22 protein-coding genes and 1 pseudogene are annotated in these 19,737 nt (G+C 72.2%); 13 read left to right on the plus strand and 10 right to left on the minus strand.

The annotated features are described in order from the left end of the window. Positions 1-5: 5 nt before the first annotated feature. Complete coding sequence (locus ACFYXU_RS28000; RefSeq protein ID WP_389460499.1) at positions 6-719, minus strand: response regulator transcription factor; 714 nt, start codon at positions 717-719, stop codon at positions 6-8. 286 nt (positions 720-1,005) lie between these two features. On the opposite strand from ACFYXU_RS28000, the gene ACFYXU_RS28005 reads away from it, so the two are divergent. The 8 genes from ACFYXU_RS28005 (at position 1,006) to ACFYXU_RS28040 (ending at position 7,433) form a co-directional block, all read left to right on the plus strand. Beyond that, positions 1,006-1,803, plus strand: coding sequence for an amino acid ABC transporter ATP-binding protein (locus ACFYXU_RS28005; protein WP_376512312.1), 798 nt, complete (start codon positions 1,006-1,008; stop codon positions 1,801-1,803). A gap of 54 nt (positions 1,804-1,857) precedes the next feature. Next, on the plus strand, positions 1,858-2,679 hold the full coding sequence (locus ACFYXU_RS28010) for a glutamate ABC transporter substrate-binding protein (RefSeq protein ID WP_376512310.1): 822 nt from the start codon (positions 1,858-1,860) through the stop codon (positions 2,677-2,679). Between the two features lie 123 nt (positions 2,680-2,802). Beyond that, positions 2,803-3,477 carry an amino acid ABC transporter permease gene (locus tag ACFYXU_RS28015; protein WP_361403395.1) on the plus strand — a complete coding sequence of 225 codons (675 nt, stop codon included), beginning with the start codon at positions 2,803-2,805 and terminating at the stop codon, positions 3,475-3,477. Then, positions 3,474-4,364: an amino acid ABC transporter permease gene (locus tag ACFYXU_RS28020; RefSeq protein WP_389460501.1), complete on the plus strand. Its 891-nt coding sequence runs from the start codon at positions 3,474-3,476 to the stop codon at positions 4,362-4,364. Before ACFYXU_RS28015 ends, ACFYXU_RS28020 begins: the two co-directional genes overlap by 4 nt. A gap of 191 nt (positions 4,365-4,555) precedes the next feature. Beyond that, positions 4,556-6,250 carry an FAD-dependent monooxygenase gene (locus tag ACFYXU_RS28025; protein ID WP_389460503.1) on the plus strand — a complete coding sequence of 565 codons (1,695 nt, stop codon included), beginning with the start codon at positions 4,556-4,558 and terminating at the stop codon, positions 6,248-6,250. A gap of 47 nt (positions 6,251-6,297) precedes the next feature. Then, on the plus strand, positions 6,298-6,369 hold the full coding sequence (locus ACFYXU_RS28030) for a putative leader peptide (protein WP_310851512.1): 72 nt from the start codon (positions 6,298-6,300) through the stop codon (positions 6,367-6,369). 93 nt (positions 6,370-6,462) lie between these two features. After that, the gene (locus ACFYXU_RS28035) at positions 6,463-7,029 is read left to right on the plus strand and encodes a cysteine dioxygenase (RefSeq protein WP_376512304.1); all 567 of its coding nucleotides are present in this window, start codon (positions 6,463-6,465) and stop codon (positions 7,027-7,029) included. Continuing rightward, on the plus strand, positions 7,026-7,433 hold the full coding sequence (locus ACFYXU_RS28040) for a rhodanese-like domain-containing protein (protein ID WP_376512302.1): 408 nt from the start codon (positions 7,026-7,028) through the stop codon (positions 7,431-7,433). Before ACFYXU_RS28035 ends, ACFYXU_RS28040 begins: the two co-directional genes overlap by 4 nt. Positions 7,434-7,788: 355 nt before the next feature. On the opposite strand, the gene ACFYXU_RS28045 is transcribed toward ACFYXU_RS28040, so the two are convergent. Continuing rightward, a complete protein-coding gene (locus ACFYXU_RS28045; RefSeq protein WP_389460506.1) occupies positions 7,789-8,367 on the minus strand; it encodes a TetR/AcrR family transcriptional regulator in 579 nt (192 codons plus the stop codon). A gap of 92 nt (positions 8,368-8,459) precedes the next feature. Between ACFYXU_RS28045 and ACFYXU_RS28050 the strand changes: the two genes are divergently transcribed. Then, complete coding sequence (locus ACFYXU_RS28050; RefSeq protein WP_389460508.1) at positions 8,460-8,906, plus strand: anthrone oxygenase family protein; 447 nt, start codon at positions 8,460-8,462, stop codon at positions 8,904-8,906. Positions 8,907-9,292: 386 nt separating this feature from the next. On the opposite strand, the pseudogene recX reads toward ACFYXU_RS28050, so the two are convergent. Both recX and recA read right to left on the minus strand, forming a co-directional pair. Then, a pseudogene (gene recX, locus ACFYXU_RS28055) lies at positions 9,293-9,937 on the minus strand (recombination regulator RecX); the annotation flags it as partial. Further along, positions 9,864-11,000, minus strand: coding sequence for a recombinase RecA (gene recA, locus ACFYXU_RS28060; RefSeq protein ID WP_329857320.1), 1,137 nt, complete (start codon positions 10,998-11,000; stop codon positions 9,864-9,866). The gene recA and the pseudogene recX, both read right to left, overlap by 74 nt. A 344-nt stretch (positions 11,001-11,344) precedes the next feature. On the opposite strand from recA, the gene ACFYXU_RS28065 reads away from it, so the two are divergent. From ACFYXU_RS28065 to ACFYXU_RS28075, 3 genes are all read left to right on the plus strand, one after another. Next, positions 11,345-12,766, plus strand: coding sequence for an alpha/beta hydrolase family protein (locus tag ACFYXU_RS28065; protein ID WP_389460511.1), 1,422 nt, complete (start codon positions 11,345-11,347; stop codon positions 12,764-12,766). A 97-nt stretch (positions 12,767-12,863) separates the two neighbouring features. Beyond that, the gene (locus tag ACFYXU_RS28070; RefSeq protein WP_389460513.1) at positions 12,864-13,277 is read left to right on the plus strand and encodes a hypothetical protein; all 414 of its coding nucleotides are present in this window, start codon (positions 12,864-12,866) and stop codon (positions 13,275-13,277) included. Positions 13,278-13,296: 19 nt separating this feature from the next. Continuing rightward, entirely contained in the window at positions 13,297-14,028 is a 732-nt protein-coding gene (locus tag ACFYXU_RS28075) for a VOC family protein (RefSeq protein ID WP_389460515.1), read from the plus strand. A gap of 24 nt (positions 14,029-14,052) precedes the next feature. On the opposite strand, the gene ACFYXU_RS28080 is transcribed toward ACFYXU_RS28075, so the two are convergent. The 4 genes from ACFYXU_RS28080 to ACFYXU_RS28095 all read right to left on the minus strand — a co-directional run bounded on the left by ACFYXU_RS28080 (position 14,053) and on the right by ACFYXU_RS28095 (position 17,585). Further along, positions 14,053-14,889, minus strand: a complete 837-nt coding sequence (locus tag ACFYXU_RS28080) for an alpha/beta hydrolase (protein ID WP_389460517.1) — start codon at positions 14,887-14,889, stop codon at positions 14,053-14,055. Between the two features lie 39 nt (positions 14,890-14,928). Beyond that, positions 14,929-15,714: an SGNH/GDSL hydrolase family protein gene (locus ACFYXU_RS28085; RefSeq protein WP_389460519.1), complete on the minus strand. Its 786-nt coding sequence runs from the start codon at positions 15,712-15,714 to the stop codon at positions 14,929-14,931. Positions 15,715-15,892: 178 nt separating this feature from the next. Next, complete coding sequence (locus tag ACFYXU_RS28090) at positions 15,893-17,023, minus strand: AI-2E family transporter (RefSeq protein ID WP_389460568.1); 1,131 nt, start codon at positions 17,021-17,023, stop codon at positions 15,893-15,895. Positions 17,024-17,390: 367 nt separating this feature from the next. Then, positions 17,391-17,585, minus strand: a complete 195-nt coding sequence (locus tag ACFYXU_RS28095; protein WP_041662943.1) for a DUF3046 domain-containing protein — start codon at positions 17,583-17,585, stop codon at positions 17,391-17,393. Positions 17,586-17,664: 79 nt separating this feature from the next. Here ACFYXU_RS28095 and ACFYXU_RS28100 point away from each other — a divergent pair, with 79 nt between their 5' ends. Next, positions 17,665-18,594: a hypothetical protein gene (locus ACFYXU_RS28100; RefSeq protein ID WP_389460521.1), complete on the plus strand. Its 930-nt coding sequence runs from the start codon at positions 17,665-17,667 to the stop codon at positions 18,592-18,594. Between the two features lie 53 nt (positions 18,595-18,647). Here the strand turns inward: ACFYXU_RS28100 and ACFYXU_RS28105 are convergent, their stop codons facing one another. Together ACFYXU_RS28105 and ACFYXU_RS28110 are read right to left on the minus strand one after the other, a co-directional pair. Continuing rightward, positions 18,648-18,956 (minus strand): AzlD domain-containing protein, encoded by a 309-nt coding sequence (locus ACFYXU_RS28105; RefSeq protein ID WP_361403424.1) that lies wholly within the window; start codon positions 18,954-18,956, stop codon positions 18,648-18,650. Further along, positions 18,953-19,693, minus strand: coding sequence for an AzlC family ABC transporter permease (locus ACFYXU_RS28110; protein WP_376512285.1), 741 nt, complete (start codon positions 19,691-19,693; stop codon positions 18,953-18,955). The genes ACFYXU_RS28105 and ACFYXU_RS28110 overlap by 4 nt, the downstream gene beginning before the upstream one ends. Positions 19,694-19,737 lie beyond the last annotated feature (44 nt).

The following is a 19,737-nucleotide window of genomic DNA, read 5'->3' on the forward strand; positions in this document are numbered from 1 at the left end:
CGGGGTTACGCGGCGGGGGCGACCAGGCGGTAGCCGACGCCCCGTACGGTCTCGATCAGGGCGGGCATCCGCAGCTTGGAGCGCAGGGAGGCGACGTGCACCTCCAGGGTGCGTCCGGTCCCTTCCCAACTGGTCTGCCAGACCTCGCTGATGATCTGCTCGCGGCGGAAGACGACGCCGGGCCGCTGGGCGAGGAGGGCGAGGAGGTCGAACTCCTTGCGGGTGAGCGGGACGCTGTCGCCGTCGACGCTGACCCGGCGGGTGGGCAGCTCGATGGTGACGGAGCCGAGCCGCAGCAGGGTGCCGTCGGCGCCCTCCGTGCTCCCGGGGGTCTCCTCGGCGCCGGCGCGGCGCCGGCTGACGGCGTGGATGCGGGCCAGGAGCTCACCGGGGTCGTAGGGCTTGACGACGTAGTCGTCGGCGCCGAGGTTGAGCCCGTGGATCCGGGAGCGCACGTCGCCGCGCGCGGTCACCATGATCACCGGGGTGGTGGTGAGCTTCCGGATGCGGCCGCAGACCTGGTAGCCGTCCTGGTCGGGCAGCCCGAGGTCGAGCAGGATCACTCCGTACGAGGGCCGCTCGCCCTGGGCCGTGGGGAGGACGGCCTGGAGGGCCTCCTCGCCGTTGCGGGCGTGCGTGACCGTGAAGCCGTGCTTCGCGAGGATCGCGGAGAGGGCGGCGGCGACGTGGTCGTCGTCCTCGACGAGCAGCAGTCGCATGCGTGCCTCCTCCGTGATGATCGCCCGCCGGCGGCGGCTCGTAGCGGGTCTCTGTGTACCAGGTGGTACCAGGGCATGAACACCGAACACGGGTGTCACAGTCAAGTGTCCCCCTGGGACGCGACCGTTTCCGTTATGGACCCGGTACGGCGACGGGGGCCGACTTCACCCGCTGTGTCCGGTCGCGGCCGTATCGTTATCCTCAAGTTCCGCTCAGATGTGATGACGCTCATCACATCGGGTCTCTAGTCTCCTCCCCAACCGAGGAGGACGGAGCAAGAGGCCGATGAGCGGAGAGTCAGTGTCCAAGTCCGTGCCCAGGGGGCCCGAGGACACCCCGCGTGCGGCGGACGACCTGGTCGTACTGTCCGACGTGAACAAGCACTTCGGCGCACTGCATGTCCTCCAGGACATCGATCTGACGATCACCCGCGGCGAGGTCGTGGTCGTCATCGGACCCTCCGGGTCCGGCAAGTCGACGCTGTGCCGCACGATCAACCGGCTGGAGAGCGTCGACTCCGGCACCATCACCATCGACGGCAAGCCGCTGCCGCAGGAGGGCAAGGAGCTCGCCAGGCTGCGTTCCGACGTCGGCATGGTCTTCCAGTCCTTCAACCTCTTCGCGCACAAGACGGTGCTCGAGAACGTGATGCTGGGCCAGGTCAAGGTCCGCAAGACGGAGAAGAAGGCCGCCGAGACCAAGGCGCGGTCCCTGCTCGACCGGGTCGGGGTCGGCACCCAGGCGGACAAGTACCCCGCCCAGCTCTCCGGCGGCCAGCAGCAGCGCGTGGCGATCGCCCGCGCGCTCGCGATGGACCCGAAGGTCATGCTCTTCGACGAGCCGACCTCGGCCCTGGACCCCGAGATGATCAACGAGGTCCTGGAGGTCATGCAGCAACTGGCCCGGGACGGCATGACGATGGTGGTCGTCACCCACGAGATGGGCTTCGCCCGCTCCGCCGCCAACCGCGTCGTCTTCATGGCCGACGGAAAGATCGTCGAGCAGGCGACCCCCGAGGAGTTCTTCAGCAACCCGCGCAGCGACCGGGCCAAGGACTTCCTCTCCAAAATCCTTCACCACTGAGCGAGTTGACGACCTAGTCTTCCCAACTCACGCCTACTCAAGGGACTTTCCTCCATGAAGCTTCGCAACGTCTCCGCCGCCGCCGCGGCCGCCGTCGTCCTCGCCCTCACCGCCACCGCCTGCGGCAGCGGCTCCGACTCGGGCAGCAACGGCGACAAGATCAACATCGGCATCAAGTTCGACCAGCCGGGCCTCGGCCTGAAGACCCCGGACGGCACCTACGCCGGCTTCGACGTCGATGTCGCGAAGTACGTGGCCAAGGAGCTCGGTTACGCCGAGGACAAGATCAACTTCAAGCAGGCGCCCTCGGCCGAGCGCGAGAACCTGATCAAGAACGGTGACGTGAAGTTCGTCGTCGCGAGCTACTCGATCAACGACAAGCGCAAGAAGGAGGTCGACTTCGCGGGTCCGTACTTCCTGACCCACCAGGACCTCCTCGTCCGCGCCGACGACAACACGATCACCAAGGTCGAGGACCTCAACTCCAAGAAGCTCTGTTCGGTCACCGGCTCGACCTCCGCGCAGAACGTCAAGGAGAAGCTCGCCCCGAAGGCCGACCTCCAGCAGCTCGGCGGCTACTCCGAGTGCCTCACCGGCCTGGAGAACAAGGCCGTCGACGCCCTGACCACGGACGCCTCGATCCTCGCGGGTTACGCCTCGCAGAAGGAGCTCCAGGGCAAGTTCAAGCTCGTCGGCCTGAAGATGAGCGACGAGAACTACGGCATCGGCCTGAAGAAGGGCGACGACGAGCTGCGCGGCAAGATCAACAAGGCGCTGGAGAAGATGGTCTCCGACGGCACCTGGGAGAAGCTCGTCAAGCAGAACTTCGGCCCCTCGGGCTACAAGTACGAGCCCGCGCCGAAGGTCCAGAACTGACCCACCCCGCCTCTGCTGTGACGGCCGCCCCGCACATGGGCGGCGGCCGTCGCACCGGCACCGGCCGCCGTCCACACGGCGGCTTCCACACCGACCGACCACCAGGGGAGAGCGCGGGGCATCGTGTTCGACTTTCTTGATTCCGGGCAGTACGACCTGCTCGGCGCCTTCTGGGTGACGGCTCAGCTCGCCCTCTACTCGGCGATCGGCTCGCTGATCTGGGGCACGGCCCTGGTCGCGATGCGGGTCAGCCCGGTCCCGCTGATGCGGGGCTTCGCCACCGTGTACGTGAACATCGTCCGGAACACGCCGCTGACCGTCGTCCTCGTCGGCTGCCTGCTGGGCCTGAACCAGACCCTCCGCGTCTCGCTCGGCGCGGACCGGTCCGAGGACATCGGCTTCCGGCTCGCCGTTCTCGGCCTCGTCGCCTACACCGGCACCTTCGTCTGCGAGGCGCTGCGCTCGGGCATCAACACCGTCCCTTCGGGCCAGGCCGAGGCCGCCCGGGCACTGGGCCTGAGCTTCACCCAGGTCCTCCGCCTGGTGGTCCTGCCGCAGGCCTTCCGCGCGGCGGTGACCCCGCTCGCCAACGTCCTGATCGCCCTCACCAAGAACACGACCGTGGCGGCCGCGATCGGCGCCGCCGAGGCCTCGCTCCTGATGAAGACGATGATGGAGAACGAGACCGACGCGCTCTTCACCGTCTTCGCGATCTTCGCCTTCGGCTTCATCGTCCTCACCCTCCCCACCGGCCTGTTCCTCGGCTGGGCGGCCAAGCGACTGGCGGTGAAGCGATGAGCTCCCTCCTGTACGACACCCCCGGCCCGCGCGCGAAGCGGCGCAACGTCGTCTACACGATCGTCTTCCTGGCGGTCCTCGCCCTGGTGGCCTGGTGGGTGCTGGGCGCGCTGGACGACAAGCACCAGCTGGACGCGGACAAGTGGAGCCCGTTCGTCACCGACGCGAACGTCTGGACCACGTACCTGCTGCCCGGTCTCGGCGAGACCCTCAAGGCCGCCGCCCTCTCCATCGTGATCGCGCTGCCGCTCGGCGCGGCCCTCGGCATCGGCCGGCTCTCGGACCACCGCTGGGTCCGGATTCCCGTCGGCGTGATCGTGGAGTTCTTCCGCGCCATCCCCGTCCTGCTCCTGATGGTGTTCGCGAGCGCCCTCTACCGCGAATTCACGACGGTCAGTTCCGACTTCCGCCCGCTGTACGCGGTCGTCACCGGCCTGGTGCTCTACAACGCCTCGGTGATCGCCGAGGTCGTCCGGTCCGGCGTGCTCTCGCTGCCCCGGGGCCAGGGCGACGCAGCCGTCGCGCTCGGCATGCGCAAGGGCCAGACCATGCTGTACGTCCTGCTGCCGCAGGCCGTCACCGTCATGCTGCCCGCCCTGGTCGGCCAGCTCGTCGTCATCGTCAAGGACACCGCGCTCGGCGGCGCCCTGCTCGGCTTCGAGGAGCTGCTCAGCCAGAACCGGCAGATCACGGCCAACTACGGCGCGAACACGATCGCCACCCTCGTGGTCATCGCGCTGATCTACATCATCATCAACTTCGCCCTCACCACCTTCGCGAGCCGTCTGGAAGCCCGTCTGCGGCGCGGCAAGAAGACCCCCTCGGTGACCCTCCCGGCCCAGGCCGGAGCCCCCGACGCGAAGTCGGAAGCCACCAGCGGCGCCTGATCCGCGAGGGTCCGTAGGACAACCGGGGTGGGCCGGAGCGGCACCGACTTCAGGTCGGCCGCACCGCGCCCACCCCGTCGCTTGACGCAAGCACCCTCAGTGGGTTGCATACGGTCTGTGATCAACCACCGGGCTCGTGCCACACTCAGCTGTGCTGCCCTCATGACCGTCCGGCCTTCAGGAGCCGCGCCGTGGACCCGGTGATCATCGTGGGCGCGGGGCCGGTCGGCCTCGCGCTCTCCCTCGCGCTCGCCGCTCAGGGCGTGCCCAGCGTCGTCCTCGACGAGGGGTCCGGCAAGGAGGAGTCCCGCCCGGCCCGGAGCGTCGTCCTGCGCGCCGACATGGCCGCCATGGTCGAGCGCCTCGGCTGCACGACCCTCCGCGACGAAGGCGTCCGCTGGATCGGCTGGCGCGGGATGCGCCGCCGCCAGGAGGTGCGCCGGCTCACCCTCGACCTGGGTCTCGGCGGCACCGAGGAGTGGTCCGAGGACCCCGACGCGCCCGCCTCCCCGGCGGCCCCCCTGCACATCCCCCAGCACGCCCTGGCCCGTGGACTGCGCGACGCGATCGCGCGGCAGAAGCTGATCCGGCTGGTCACCGAGTCCCGGCTCGACACCATCGAGCAGGACCGCGACGGGGTCGTCGCCCACACCCGGGGCCCGGCGGGCACCTGGTGGCGCGGCAGCCATCTCGTCGGCTGCGACGGGGCCCGCTCGACGGTGCGCAAGCTGCTGGGGATCCGCTTCCCCGGCCGCACGGCGGTGGAACGCCACGCGGTCGCGGCGCTCCGCACCGAACTCCCCTGGCCCGGAGAGGCCCTGTTGCACCGTCAGCCGCCGTGGCGCGGCGCGGCCGAGGAGATCACCGCGCGCCCGCTGCCCGACGGCGTGTGGCGGATCGACTGGCTGCTGCCGCCGCGCGGCGACCTGGTCACCCCGGACGCCCTGGTCGCGCGGATCCGCGAGACCCTGGCCGGCTGGTGCGACGGTGTGACACCCCCGTACGAGCTCATCGACACCGGCGTCCACACCCTGCACCACCGGCTCGCCCGCCGCTGGCGGGTGGACCGGGTCCTGCTCGCCGGGGACGCGGCCCACCTGCTCGGCGCGGTCGGCACCCAGGCCCTCGACGAGGGCCTGCGGGACGTGGACAACCTCGCCTGGAAGCTCGCCCACGCCTGGCACCAGGGCGGCGACGGCTCGGAGCGGCTGCTCGACAGCTACCAGAGCGAGCGGCGGACGGCCGTCGCCACCCGGCTGCGCGCGGCGGACCAGTCGCTGCCGGTGCTGCGGGGCGGCGGGGGCCTGCGGACGTACCTCCCGGGGGCCGCGCGCGGCCACGACGCCCTGCTGACCGACGGCCACGTGGGGCGCGGCCCGCTCGGCGCGCCCCCGGCGTACCCCCACTCGCCCCTCGCACCTCCGCGCACCGAGGGCCGGACCCCCGTGGGCACCCCGGCGGGCGCCCCGGTCGAGGACGTCCGCGTGACCGCCCCGGACGGCACGACGGTACGGCTCCGGGACCGGCTCGGCCTGGGCCGCCTCCTGGTCCTCCTCGTCGCACCCGGCACCGGGGTGTGGGACCGGCGCCACTGGCGCACGGCGGGGGTGATGCCCAAGCTCGAAGAGGCCGTCGACGCCCTCCCGGTGAAGGCCGAGGTCCTGGTGACGGAGGCCTATCCGGGCGCTCCGGCCCACAGTGTCCTGCTCGTCCGGCCCGACGGGCACCTCGTCGCCGCCTTCTCCGGCGTCCGCCCGGAGGAGCTGTACGCGGCGGCCGACGCGACCCGCGGCGGCTCGGCCACCGAGGAGGACCCGGCGGACGAGGACACCGAGCAGGGCTCCGAGGTGTCCGTGGGGAGCGACCGCACGGCGGACATGCATTGATTCCGTTCGGCGCGCATGGTGTACTCCGGAGCGTGACCGACACCGATGTGCGCCTGTGGCGGAGGGTCCACATGGACCTCCTCCGCTATGCGGGCTGCGTGTGTCGCCCGTCCTGCTGAACTCGCCCCTTTCCCCGCGCGCCCCGCCACTGACGCACGTCCGTGTGCCGTGTGCCGTCGCGCGCGCTTCCGCGAACCTCAGGACGGTCACCCGTGCCGCAGCACGCAATCCCCCTGCCCCCTGCCCTCTCCCCCTCCCCCGTCGCCTCCTCACCGGCCTCCGCCTCCGCCCCGACCTCGGCGGAACTCCTCGACTTCGTGCGGCGCACGGCCGCCGACCAGGCACTGGTCGACTCCCTGCCCCTCGACCCCGAGGGCCGTACCTGGGTACGGCTCGAAGGCCCCGGCGGCAGTGAGGCCTGGCTCATCGGCTGGCCGCCGGGCACCGGCACCGGCTGGCACGACCACGCCGAGTCGCTGGGCGCCTTCGCGACCGCCCGCGGCTCGCTCACCGAGAACGCGCTCGCGGTCCGCCTGCCGGCGAGCGGCTGGAAGACCCTGGAACTGGCCGACGGCCTGGACCGCTCCCGGCGCCTCTCGGAGGGCACCGGCCGCGCCTTCGGCCGCCACCACGTGCACGAGGTGCTCAACGAGTCCGCGGACACCCACGCGGTGTCGGTGCACGCCTACTATCCGCCGCTCCCGCTGATCCGGCGGTTCAGCCGGACCGGCGCGGTGCTGCGCCTGGAGCAGGTCGAGCGTCCGGAGGACTGGCAGTGAGCGAGGAACGGGTGGGCATCGACGAACTCCTGGAGCGGGTCAGGTCGGGCCTCGACCGGATCGAGCCCCGGGACGCGTACGAGGCGTACGAGGCGGGTGACGCGCTTCTCGTGGACACCCGCTACGCGGCCCTGCGGGAACGGGACGGCCTGATCCCGGGTGCCCTGATCGTGGAGCGCAACGAGCTGGAGTGGCGGCTCGACCCGCTCGGGAGCCACCGCGCGGCGGAGGCGGACAGCCACGACCTGCGGGTGGTGGTCCTCTGCAACGAGGGCTACGCCTCCTCCCTCGCGGCCGAGTCCCTGCGCCGCCTGGGCCTGCACCGGGCGACGGACGTCGTCGGGGGCTTCCAGGCCTGGAAGGCCGCCGGCCTCCCGGTCCTGCTCCCGACCACCCGCACCTGACGCCTGACGGCACTTTACGGGGGCCGCCTGCGGCACCAGCCGTCGCAGGTCCCCCTCCGACCCCTGGTCCATAGGCACATCCGATCTGCGGGCCGGGCCCCGAAGAGTGCCTTCGGGGCCCGGCCCGCAGGCACGTCGAGGCCCGGAGCCGAGCGGGCGAAGGCGCCGGCGACGGCCGCCACCCCGCTCCCGGCCCGTCCTGGCGGTCGGCCGAACGCGGGGGCGGCACACGGCCGACGCGAGAAGGGCCCGGTCACGTGCGGGGCCCCGCACGTGACCGGCACGAGAAGGCCCGGCACGACCCGACCCGACCGGAACCCCGAGGGCCCGCCCAAGGCCCCGCCAGGACTCCGCGTCAGACCACAGCCAGCCGGTCCACCAACAGCTGCACCCGCCGCGCGGCCTCCTCCGGCAGGAGCCGCCCCGCCCGGGTCAGGGTCGCCAGGCCGTGCAGGGACGCCCAGAACACCTCGGTGAACAGCCCCGGGGCGACGCCGTCCCCCGCCACCTCGCCCAGGCTCTCCATCAGCGCCGCGAAGGCGTCCTTCAGCGGCTCCGGCGTGTCCTCCCGCGCGTACGGCAGGCCGCCGTCGAGCTGGAACAACGCGTCGTAGACCGCCGGATGGCGCTCGGCGAAGTCGAGGTAGGCCCGGGCGAGCGCCTCCGCCCGACCGCGGGGGCCGTCCGCGGCGGCGGCCGCGGCCCGTACCGCCGCGGCCATCTCGGCGGCGCCCTCCAGGGCGACGGCGCCGATGATCTCGCGTTTGCCTCGGAAGTGGCTGTAGAGGACGGGCTGGCTGTACTCGATGCGCTCGGCGAGCCGACGGGTGGTGACGGCGTCCCAGCCCTGCTGCTCGGCGAGTTCACGGGCCGTCGCCACGATGAGGCGCTCGCGCTCCGCCCGTTCACGCTGCTTGCGTTCCTGTACCGACATGACTCGAATTCTAGCACCGCTAGACATTCAAGCGGCAGTAGCGCTAGCGTTGCTCACGTCAGCTAGCAGCGCTAGATCCCAAGGGGGACGTCATGCCCAGCACGCTCGAAGTCATCACCACCGTGGCCGTCGGTCTCATGGTGGGGGTGGAGTTCTCCGTCGCCTTTGTCATGAACCCGATCTTCAACGCCCTCCCCGACGACAGCAATCAGCAGGCCCACTCCCACGGGGGTCGGATGCTGGGGGCCGTGATGCCCTTCTGGTACATCGGCTCGCTCGTCCTCGTCGTGGTCTGGGCCATCGCCGGATGGGACCACGGCGGCGCCGGACTGGTGGTCACCGCCGGGGCGCTGCTCATCGTCAGCGTGATCATGTCGATCCTGCTGCTCGTCCCGATCAACAACCGCGGCAAGACCTGGACACCGGAGAACCGGCCCGCCGACTGGAAGGAGCAGATGAACCGCTGGGAGCGCTACCACTACGCCCGCGTCGGCATCATCATCGCCGCCTTCACCCTGCTGGTGACCGCCCTCGTCTGACCCCGGCCCCGGGCCCGCCCCACCCCGGCGCACCCACCGGGCCCGCTGGCGCCCCCTCCGGCGCACACCGGACTCCGTCCCGCGACGCACCCGCCAGACCCGCCCCGGCCCCACTCCGGCCCGCTCCGGCCCACGACAGACACGACACCAGCGACACCGGCAAACACGCGCGGGCCCCACGGCTCCCCCACCCCCGCGAGGTCGCTCCCGCTCCAGCGGACGCCACTCCGCAACCCGCCCGACGCCCTCGGCGCCCCTCCGGGCCCGACCGCCCCGTCCAGGCCCGACCGCCCCGTCCGACCCCGCCCCCATGAACGGCCGGCGACTCAGGTGGCCGGCGCATCGTCCACACCGTCGCCGCGGACGAGTCCTTCTGTCCCCCCGCGTCAGAAGGACTCGTCCAGCCCGTCCGTGTCCTCGCCCTCGGCCTCCAGAGCCTGGCGGACGACGCGGAGGGCCATGCCCTCGGGATACCCCTTGCGGGCCAGCATCCCCGCGAGCCGTCTCAGGCGCCGGTCGCGGTCGAGGCCGCGGGTGGCGCGCAGCTTGCGGTCCACGAGCTCGCGCGCCGTCGCCTCTTCCCGCTCGGAGTCGAGCTGCTCCACCGCCTCCTGGATCAGGGTCGGCTCGACTCCCTTGGTGCGCAGTTCCCTGGCGAGTGCCCGGCGGGCGAGCCCCCGGCCGTGATGGCGGGACTCGACCCAGGCCCCCGCGAAGGCGGCGTCGTCGATGAGACCGACGTCCTCGAACCGGGAGAGGACCTCCTCCGCCACCTCGTCGGGGATCTCCCGCTTGCGCAGCGCGTCGGCGAGCTGCTTGCGCGTGCGGGGGCTTCCGGTGAGCAGGCGCAGGCAGATCGCGCGCGCCCGCTCGGCCGGATCCTGGGGTGACAGCTCCTTCTCGGCCCTCGACGAGTCGGAGCTGTCACCCGGCCATTCGGTGCGCCCGGTCACCGGTTCAGCTCTTGACCGCGGTGGCCTTGGTCGCCTTCGCGGTCTTGCTCGCGGGTGCCGGGACGCTCTTGGCGGCGTCGTCCGTGCCGGCCCCGTCCGCGGCGCCCGCCGCGTCCGTCGCCGTCTCGGCCTTCGCGGCCTCGGGCCGGACGCCGACGCCCAGCTTCTCCTTGATCTTCTTCTCGATCTCGTCGGCGAGGTCGGGGTTGTCCTTCAGGAAGTTGCGGGCGTTCTCCTTGCCCTGGCCGAGCTGGTCGCCCTCGTACGTGTACCAGGCGCCGGCCTTGCGGACGAAGCCGTGCTCCACGCCCATGTCGATCAGACCGCCCTCGCGGCTGATGCCCTGGCCGTAGAGGATGTCGAACTCGGCCTGCTTGAACGGCGGCGCGACCTTGTTCTTGACGACCTTGACGCGGGTGCGGTTGCCGACCGCGTCCGTGCCGTCCTTGAGGGTCTCGATACGGCGGATGTCGAGGCGCACCGAGGCGTAGAACTTCAGGGCGCGGCCACCGGTCGTGGTCTCCGGCGAGCCGAACATCACGCCGATCTTCTCGCGGAGCTGGTTGATGAAGATCGCGGTGGTCTTGGACTGGTTGAGCGCGCTGGTGATCTTCCGGAGGGCCTGGCTCATCAGACGGGCCTGGAGGCCGACGTGCGAGTCGCCCATCTCGCCCTCGATCTCCGCGCGCGGGACGAGCGCGGCGACGGAGTCGATGACGATCAGGTCGAGGGCGCCGGAGCGGACCAGCATGTCGACGATCTCGAGGGCCTGCTCACCGTTGTCAGGCTGGGACAGGATGAGGTTGTCGATGTCGACGCCGAGCTTCTTGGCGTACTCGGGGTCGAGGGCGTGCTCGGCGTCCACGAAGGCGACCTGGCCGCCGGCCTTCTGGGCGTTGGCCACGGCGTGCAGCGTCAGGGTCGTCTTACCGGAGGACTCCGGTCCGTAGATCTCCACGACACGGCCACGCGGCAGACCGCCGACGCCGAGGGCGATGTCGAGGGCGGTCGATCCGGTGGAGATCACCTCGATCGGCTCCTGGGTGCGGTCGCCCATGCGCATCACGGCGCCCTTGCCGAATTGGCGTTCAATCTGTGCGAGCGCGGCGTCGAGCGCCTTCTCGCGGTCGGTTCCTGCCATGGGTTCCACCCGGTTTGCTTGAGTCGATCGCTTCATGTGAAAGACGCTAACCCCTGCCACTGACAATGGGCCCCGACGTCCCCTCCGACCTGTGGACAACTCGGCGACAAGCCCGTGATTCCAAGGGTCGGGCTTCCATGAGAATGGATGTTCGATTTTAGTGTCAAGCGCACCACGCGGTCTCCGGGGAGCGCGCGGAACCGTGTCCTGTGGCAGCGGACCTGGAGCGCGTGCGTGCGGAGCAGGTCCGTTCGCAGCAGCCCGGGTGGTGGGGGGCCACCGCCGGTCCTAGCGTCGGTCAGGTCTGCCTCGGAGCAGGATTCCCCGTCTGCAAGGTGGTTCCCGTGACTGGTCCCAGGGCGTCCGCGTCCCCGCGTCCGACCCGCCGTACGGCCCTGACCGGGATCGGGGCGCTCGCCCTGGCCGGTGCGGCGGGATGCTCCGCGTCCGGCACGGAACAGACCGGCGGGCCCGCCGCGGCGACCGCCTCGCCGTCCGGCTCCGCGAGCGCCGGCACCGCGACCCCCGGGGCCCCCGGGGTGATGGAGCTCCTGCCGAATCCGGACTTCAACTTCCAGGCGCTCTTCGCTCTCGGCGGGGCCGGGCAGAACTCGACGGACGTCGGCGAGGTCCTCACCGCCGTCAACACCGTCAACGACAGCGGCCTGAGCAACCAGACGTACACCAAGACCTTCGCCGACTGGGGGGCGCGCCTGGCGTCGCAGGCCGGGGAGGCGGGCGGCGAGGCCAAGGCGCAGACCCGCCGCTTCCGCTCGCTGCGCTCCAGCGCCTACTACGAGCAGGCCCTCTACTTCGTCCTGGGCTCGGACTCCCCCGGCGACGAGCAGGAGGTCTACCAGAAGGGCCGCGACTCCTGGGACACCTTCGCCTCGCTCTGCACCCCGGCCGCCGAGACGGCCGCGATCCGCTTCGCGGGCCAGCAGATGCCGCTGTGGTTCTTCCGGCCCGACACGACGACCACCCGCCGCCCGACGATCATCCTGACCAACGGGAGCGACGGCCAGAACGTCGACATGTGGACCTACGGCGTCGCCGCGGCCCTGGAGCGCGGCTGGAACGCCCTCGTCTACGACGGGCCCGGCCAGGGACAGATGCTCTTCGTGGAGGGAGTCGCGATGAGCACCCGCTGGGAGACCGTCGTGACCCCCCTGGTCGACTGGCTGATCGCGCGCGACGACGTCGATCCGCGGCGGATCGCGCTCTCCGGCCTCAGCCTCGGCGGAAACCTGGCGCCGCGCGCCGCCGCCTTCGAGACCCGGCTGGCCGCCGTCATCGCCTCCCCGGGGTGCGTCGCCCCCTGGAACGCCTTCCCGGCCGAGATCCGCAAGATCCTCACGCCGTCGAAGGAGGAGACGAACCAGATCTGGAACAAGGAGGTCGTTCCGGAACTGCCGCCCGCGGACCGGTTCACCCTCAGCAAGCGCTTCGAGCCCTACGACGCGGCGGTGATGCGGGCGGCCCGTCAGAAGAAGATGTTCACCGACTTCTACACCCCCGCCCGGGTCCTGGTCGACCTCGACATCACCAAGGTCGCGCCGGGCATCAAGGTGCCCGCCCTGGTGGTCAACTTCGAGGACGACCAGTTCTTCCCCGGCCAGGCGCGCCAGCTGTACGACCTCATCGGCGGCCAGAAGGACCTGATCGACATGACCCGCGCGCAGGGCGCGCAGCTGCACTGCTCGCCGATGGCGCCGCAGTACTACAACGAGGTCGTGTTCGACTGGCTCGCGGACACGGTGAAGTAGGTCTCCCGCCGACGGCCCTCCCCGATGGCCGCCGGGATTCCGACCACGCATAGGTTCGTGTCATCGCAGGCAGAGCGGGCGCGGGCAAGGAGAACGAGTGGACGACGAGGACGCGTGGCTGGCACGTCATGGCCTGTGGCCGGACGAGCGTGGTCTCGACGAGGTGCGCGCGCTTCTGGCCGAGCAGATCCGGATGGAGCGCGAGAGCCAGGGCCACGGCGACACGATCCTGATGAAACTGTGCTGCGTCCAGTTGTTCCTCGCCGCCCGTCCCGATGACGTCCTGCTGATCTGGAGCGCGAAGACGGCCAGCTGGGACGCGGACTGCTCCCTCGACATGGAGCTCCTGTGCGCCGCCGGTCTGGAGGAGACCAAGGCGTACCTCTCGGGGCATCCCGCGGAGGAGAGCCAGGCGGCGCTGAAGCGGTTGCTCCACTACGAGGCGGCCGGGCAGTTCGACGAGTTCTCGCCGGCCGAGCGGTCCGCCTCCTACGTCGCGTACTACTCGTGACCTCCCACCTGGGGCCCGCATGCCGCTTCGACCCGTCCTCCTGACCATCGAGGCCCTCGCCCCCGCGGCGGTCCGCCGCTTCTGGGCGGAGGCCCTCGGCCCGCCGGACCCGCTCGGCCTCGGGGTCGAGGTCGTCTCCGCCCCCGGACCCCGGCCCGCGGTCAAGAACCGGGTTCACCTCGATCTCGCGACCACCTCCGCCGCCCATCAGGCGGAGCTGGTCGCGCGCCTCGAAGACCTGGGCGCGACGCCCGTCGACATCGGCCAGGGCGATGTGCCGTGGACCGTCCTCGCCGATCCGGAGGGCAACGTGCTGTGCGTGCTGGAGCCCCGGGAGGTCTACCGGGACACCGGCCCGATCGCCGCGGTGGTCGTCGACTGCGCGGACCCGCGCGCCATGGCCCGGTTCTGGGACGGGGCACTGGACTGGACGCTGCGCGAGGTGGCCGACGACCACGCGGTGCTGCGATCCGCCGAAGAGGTCGGCCCGTACCTCGAATTCTTCCGCACCCCCGACACGAAGACCGTGCCGGACCGCGTCCTCCTCGGCCTGCTCTGCCGCCCCGGCGACGATCAGGAGGCGGAGACGGCACGACTGCGGGCCCTCGGCGCCACCGAACTCGCCACCGAACTCGCCACCGACGGCACCGACGGCACCGACGGCACCGAGATCAACGCCGATCGTGCCACCGTCACGCCCATGTCCGACCCCGAGGGCCACGACTTCCGCGTCATCGCCGCCGGGTCCTGACGGGGCCCCGCGCTCCACCCGCCGTCACACGGCGCGGTCGGCGAGCCAGTCCAGGGCCGCGGGGCCGCCGTCGAGGACGGAGATGTGCCCGTCGGCCGGGGTGAGCCGCAGCTCGGCGCCGGGACAGCGGCCCGCCAGCCACCGGCCGTGCGCGCTCGGCACGATGCGGTCCTCGCCGCCGTGCAGCAGCAGGACCGGCGCTGCGATCCGGGCCGGGTCGCAGCCCCACGGGGCGACGTACGCGAGGTCGTCGTCGATCAGCCCGCCCGGCCCGCCCTCCACGGCGGGTTCGACGACGTCGTCGAACCAGGACCACTCCCCGGCCAGCGCGGCGTGGTCGGCGGGCGTGAACATCTGCGGGTCGTACGCGGCGTCCGCCTCGTGCGCCTCCTTCGCCGCGCGCCCCTCGGCGGCGGCGCGCAGGCCCGCGGCCCCGGAGGGCGTCATGCCGGCGAACCAGTCGAGCCCTTCGGCACCGAAGGGGGCCAATGAGGCCACCGCGACCACGGCCCGTACCCGGTCCGGCAGAAGGGCGCCGCACGCCAGGGCGTGCGGGCCGCCGCCGGAGTGCCCCATGACGGTGAACCGGCCGATCCCGAGCGCGTCGGCGACGGCCCGCACGTCCTCGGCCGCCGAGGCGACGTCCCGGCCGGGGCGGGGAGTGGATCCGCCGTATCCGGGGCGGTCGTACGACACCCAGCGGATCCCGAGGCGGGCGGAGTGCGGGAGGAGCGGCCCCGGGGGCGTGCCGATGTTCGGCGTTCCGTGCTGCCAGAAGACGGTCGGTCCGGTGCCGCCGCCTCCGGTGTCGTAGACGTGCAGCACGCGCCCGTCGTCCAGCTCCAGTTCGGTCTCGATCACGACCGCGCCCTTCCCACTGTGTCCGTCGGCGCCATGAACCTACTGGGGAAGGGCGGTCACCGGCAGCAGTTCCGGCCGCTTGGCGCGCCGCTCGTCGCCGGAGGAGCGTCCGCGCAGCCGCCGGCCGAGCCAGGGCCCGAGGAAGGTGCCGGCCCAGCGGAGTTCGGCGGTCACCGTCCCCAGGCCGGTGGGGCGAGCCCGCGGGGGCAGGGGGTGGGTCCAGGAGTCGTCGGAGCCGGGCAGCGCGAGCGCGTGGGCGACGGCGGCGGCGATGCGCGCGTGACCGACGGGTCCGGCGTGGAGCCGGTCGGGGCTCCACAGCCGGGGGTCGGTGACGACGGGGTGTGCGGACGCTTCGACGACCAGGACGCCGTGCCGGCGCGAGACGACGCGGATGCGCTCGTTGAGGGCCTCGATCCGGGGGCCGAGCGGGCGGGCGAGCGGGGTGATGCGACTGACGTCGGGGAAGGTGAGCGTGGCGACGCGGGCGCCCTGACCGGTCAGCGCGGCGAACATCGCCTCCAGGTGTCCGGCCGTCGCGTCCGCGTCGAAGCGGGGCCGGAGGGCGTCGTTGACGCCGGCGACGACCGTGGCGAAGTCCGGCCGGAGGGCGAGGGCGGGGCCGAGCTGCTCGGCCCGGACCTGCCCGGCGAGACGGCCGCGCACGGCCAGGTTGGCGTAGCGCACGCCGGGCTGCGCGCGGGCGAGCGACTCGGCGAGGCGGTCCGCCCAGCCGCGGAGCCCGACGGTGTCGTCACCGTCACCGACCCCCTCCGTCTGGCTGTCCCCCAGGGCGACGTACCGCAGAAACGTGCCGTCCGACATGGGCCTCCGCCTTCCTCGACCATCGGCGCACCACGCGCCCGCCACGGCCAGCATAGTCACTTTTTTTACTAAGCAACTCGGCCAGCAATGACACGGCGCCGCGCCTCACCGCGTCGCACGGGCGTCCCGTACGAGAGGGCCCACCGGCTCGTCGGAGGCTCCGGGTGGCCCTGCGGGATCAGGTCTCCCCCTGCGAGGGCTCCTTCTTGTGGTGCAGGGCCTTCTGCAACCGGGCGACGACCGCCTCGCCGTACCTGCGGTGGCCGTGGACGCGCGGGTCGTCCGTCACGTCGTACCGCTTCACGTACGCGCCGAGGAAGGCCTGGAGGGTGGCGACGGCCGGGATGGCGATCAGCGCCCCGACGGCGCCGAGCAGCGCCGTGCCCGCGATGACCGAGCCGAAGGCGACCGCCGGGTGGATGTCGACGGTCTTCGAGGTGAGCTTGGGCTGGAGCACGTAGTTCTCGAACTGCTGGTAGATCACGACGAAGCCGAGGACCCACAGCGCGTACCAGGGGTTGACCGTGAAGGCGATCAGCATGGGCAGCGCGCCGGCCAGGTAGGTGCCGATGGTCGGGATGAACTGCGAGACCAGGCCGACCCACACCGCGAGGGCCGGGGCGTAGGGCACGCCCAGGATCTCGAAGACCACGAAGTGCGCGACGCCCGAGATGAGCGCCATCAGACCGCGCGAGTAGAGGTAGCCGCCGGTCTTGTCGACGGCGATCTCCCAGGCCCGCAGGACCTCGGTCTGGCGGGCGGGCGGCAGGACGGAGCAGAGCGCGCGCCGCAGCCGGGGCCCGTCCGCCGCGAAGTAGAAGGCGAACAGGAAGATCGTGAGGAGTCTGAAGAGCCCGCCGAGGACCGTGGCGGAGACGTCGAGGACTCCGGACGCGCTGTTCTGCACGTACTTCTGGAGCCAGTCCGAGCTCAGGACGCTGTCCTGGACCTCGACGCGCGACAGGTCCGTGTGGAAGTTCTGGTTGATCCAGTTGATCAGCAAGTCGAGGTACTTCGGGAAGTTCTCGACCATGTCGACGATCTGGCCGGCCAGCATCGACCCGAGGAGGACGACGAAGCCGACGCCGAAGACCGTCACGGCGAAGAAAACGAGGAAGGTGGCGAGGCCGCGCCGCATGCCGCGCGCCGCCATGCGTCCGACCGCCGGCTCGATGGCGAGGGCGAGGAAGAAGGCCAGCAGTATGTTGACGAGGAGGCCGATGACCTGGTGGAAGGCCCAGTTCCCCAGCTGGAAGACGGCGTAGAGCGCGAGGGCGAGCACGAGCGCGCGGGGCAGCCAGCGCGGCATCCGCGCGGCCCCCGCCGCCGGTCCGGGCCCCGGGTCCGACACGGCGGCGGCCGGAGTCGTCGGGCCGTCGGCCGCCGTTCTCGGGGCCGGGGTCTGTGCTGCGGCCTGCGCCGCCGCCACAGGGGCGTGAGCCGGCGCCGGAGCCTGCGCCGGGGCGTGACTCTCGGTCGGCGCGGGAGCCGAGTCCTGGGCCGGGGCGTGAGCAGGGGCCGGGGAGGCCGTCACGCCTGCCGGGTCGGGCACGCCGTTCGGTTCGGTCTGGTCGGTGTCGTCAGTCGGGGCCACCCCGCCAGTCTCGCGCACCGCACGGACATTCCCTCCCGGACCCCGCACATCCCCTCCGGTCAGCCCACGGTCCGCCGTCGGGTCACCGCTTGTCGGCCGGGACGTCGACGGCCGCGCAGACGGCCCGCCACACGTCCTTCGCCTCCCAGCCCGCGTCCAGCGCCTCGCGCACCGTCCGGCCCCCGAGCTCCGCCATCACATGGTCGCGAGCGAAGGACTCGGCGTAGGACGCACCGAAGTGGTCGGCCATCCGTTCCCAGAAAATCGTCAACCGCATGACCCCAGTATCCCGCTCCCAAGAGTGCAGCCCGCTCCGCAGACCTTGTCACCGCGCTTTTCCGCCCTACCGTCGGAGCATGGCCGAAAACCCGCTCCCCTCCCCGCCCTCGACTCCCTTGGCACGCGCCGAGCACTTCATCTGGCTGACGGCCCGCGTCCTCGAACAGCACCGGTTCGCCTACCACTTCCTGCGCGGCGGCCCGGACCGGGTCGAGACGGCCCTCATGGCGTACCTCAACGAGGACGGCGGCTACGGACACGCGCTCGAACCGGATCTGCGCGGCCCGGTCAGCCAGCCCCTGCACACCGCGCACGGACTGCGGATCCTGGACTCCATCGGCCGCTGCGGCGGACTGCGCGTGGAGCGGATCTGCCGCTACCTCACCGAGGTCTCCACCCACGACGGGGCGCTCCCCGCGATCCACCCGTCCCAGCGCCGCTACCCCTCGGCGCCCTTCGTCCCGGTCGTCGACTCCCCGCCGAGCGCGCTGCTCTCGACCGGCCCGGTGGTCGGCGTGCTGCACCGCAACCAGGTGTGGCACGCGTGGCTGTTCCGGGCCACCGAGTTCTGCTGGTCGGCCGTGGAGTCGCTGGAGAAGTCCCATCCGTACGAGGTCCAGGCCGCCGTCGCCTTCCTGGACTCGGCCCCCGACCGCCCGCGCGCCGAGGCCGCGGCGGACCGGCTCGGCCGGCTCGTCCGCGAGCAGGGCCTCGCCGTCCTCGATCCGGACCGGCCGGAGGACCACCCGCTCGCGGACGGCTACGCGCCCGGCGAGTACCACTACCCGCACGACTACGCGCGCGTGCCGGACTCCCTGGCCGGGCGCTGGTTCACGGAGGAGGAGATGGCGCGCTCGCTCGACCGGCTCCAGGCCGACCAGCGGGAGGACGGCGGCTGGCCGATCCGGTGGCGGGCGTGGGCGCCCGGCTCGGACCTGGAATGGCGCCCGATCGTCACCGTCGAGGCCCTGCGCACCCTGCGCGCGCACGGCCGCCCGATCGACTGACGGGGCGGGGCCGAGCGCCGGACGCCGTCACCGGCCCCGCACGCGTCCCGCCGTCACCACCCGAGGGCCCGCACCCCCGCCGTGACGGCGACGGCCGCGCCCACCACGACCAGGAACGGGGCGCGCAGGATCAGCGCGACGGCGGCCGCCGCGAGCCCGGCGGCCCGCGCGTCCACGACGAGGTCACCGCCGGTGCTGAAGGTCTGCTGCGCCGTCAGCGCGGCGAGCAGGGCGACGGGGAGCAGCGCGGCGAGGCGCTGGACCAGCGGGCGTTCCAGCGCTCCGGCGGGCACGAGCAGGCCGATCAGCTTGACGAGGTAGCAGCCGCCCGCGGTGAGGGCGATCGCGATCCAGACGTTCATCGGGGGTCCTTCTCTCCTCCGGTGCGGGCCGTGCGCCGGCCCTGGGCCCAGAGCACGGCGGGCGCGGCGAGGGCGGCGGCGAGGACCGGGACACCGGCGGGCAGGACGGGCAGCAGCCCGAGGCCCAGCAGGACGGCGATCCCGGCGGTGGCGCGCTCGGTCGTGGACTTCAGCATCGGGGCCAGCAGGGCCAGGAAGACGGCGGGGCCCGCGGCGTCGAGTCCCCAGGCCGCGGTGTCGCCGACGGCCTCGGCCCCGAGCGCGCCGAGGAAGGTGGTCAGGTTCCACAGGACGTACAGGGTGAGGCCGGTGACGGTGAAGCCGATCCGGGCGGCGCGGCGGGACGGCTGGGCGAGGGAGACGGCCGTGGTCTCGTCGATCACCCAGTGCGCGGCGAGGGGCCGGACGGACTTCGGTACGGCCAGGAGCTGGGAGAGCCGCAGTCCGTAGAAGGCGTTTCGGGTGCCCAGGAAGAAGGCGCCGGCGGCGGCGGTGAAGGGGTTGCCGCCCGCGGCGAGCGCTCCGACCAGGGCGAACTGCGAGGCGCCGGTGAAGACGAGCAGGCTGAGGACACAGGTCTGGAGGAGGCTGAGGCCGGAGCCCGCGGAGGTCACGCCGAAGGCGAAGCCGGAGAGCCCGACGGCGATGCCGACGCCGAGCGCGTCGCGGACGACCGCCGCGTCGGGTTTGACCGGGGTGCCGTCGCGTATGACGGGAGGTGCTGTCTGTTCTGCCACATCGGAGACGGTACGGGGCCGTTTCCGGTCAGGTCTTGTACGTT

The sequence above is a fragment of the Streptomyces sp. NPDC002232 genome (assembly GCF_042890295.1).
In the GTDB taxonomy this organism is placed as follows: Bacteria; Actinomycetota; Actinomycetes; order Streptomycetales; family Streptomycetaceae; genus Streptomyces.

Excerpts from the sequence above, each read along its gene's own strand:
- ACFYXU_RS28095 (WP_041662943.1), bottom strand. The coding sequence starts at position 17,585 with ATGCGGTTGACGATTTTCTGGGAACGGATGGCCGACCACTTCGGTGCG.
- ACFYXU_RS28005 (WP_376512312.1), top strand. The coding sequence starts at position 1,006 with ATGAGCGGAGAGTCAGTGTCCAAGTCCGTGCCCAGGGGGCCCGAGGAC.
- ACFYXU_RS28090 (WP_389460568.1), bottom strand. The coding sequence starts at position 17,023 with ATGCCGCGCTGGCTGCCCCGCGCGCTCGTGCTCGCCCTCGCGCTCTAC.
- ACFYXU_RS28050 (WP_389460508.1), top strand. The coding sequence starts at position 8,460 with ATGCCCAGCACGCTCGAAGTCATCACCACCGTGGCCGTCGGTCTCATG.
- ACFYXU_RS28085 (WP_389460519.1), bottom strand. The coding sequence starts at position 15,714 with ATGTCGGACGGCACGTTTCTGCGGTACGTCGCCCTGGGGGACAGCCAG.
- ACFYXU_RS28010 (WP_376512310.1), top strand. The coding sequence starts at position 1,858 with ATGAAGCTTCGCAACGTCTCCGCCGCCGCCGCGGCCGCCGTCGTCCTC.
- ACFYXU_RS28105 (WP_361403424.1), bottom strand. The coding sequence starts at position 18,956 with ATGAACGTCTGGATCGCGATCGCCCTCACCGCGGGCGGCTGCTACCTC.
- ACFYXU_RS28020 (WP_389460501.1), top strand. The coding sequence starts at position 3,474 with ATGAGCTCCCTCCTGTACGACACCCCCGGCCCGCGCGCGAAGCGGCGC.
- ACFYXU_RS28045 (WP_389460506.1), bottom strand. The coding sequence starts at position 8,367 with ATGTCGGTACAGGAACGCAAGCAGCGTGAACGGGCGGAGCGCGAGCGC.
- recA (WP_329857320.1), bottom strand. The coding sequence starts at position 11,000 with ATGGCAGGAACCGACCGCGAGAAGGCGCTCGACGCCGCGCTCGCACAG.
- ACFYXU_RS28075 (WP_389460515.1), top strand. The coding sequence starts at position 13,297 with ATGCCGCTTCGACCCGTCCTCCTGACCATCGAGGCCCTCGCCCCCGCG.
- ACFYXU_RS28000 (WP_389460499.1), bottom strand. The coding sequence starts at position 719 with ATGCGACTGCTGCTCGTCGAGGACGACGACCACGTCGCCGCCGCCCTC.
- ACFYXU_RS28100 (WP_389460521.1), top strand. The coding sequence starts at position 17,665 with ATGGCCGAAAACCCGCTCCCCTCCCCGCCCTCGACTCCCTTGGCACGC.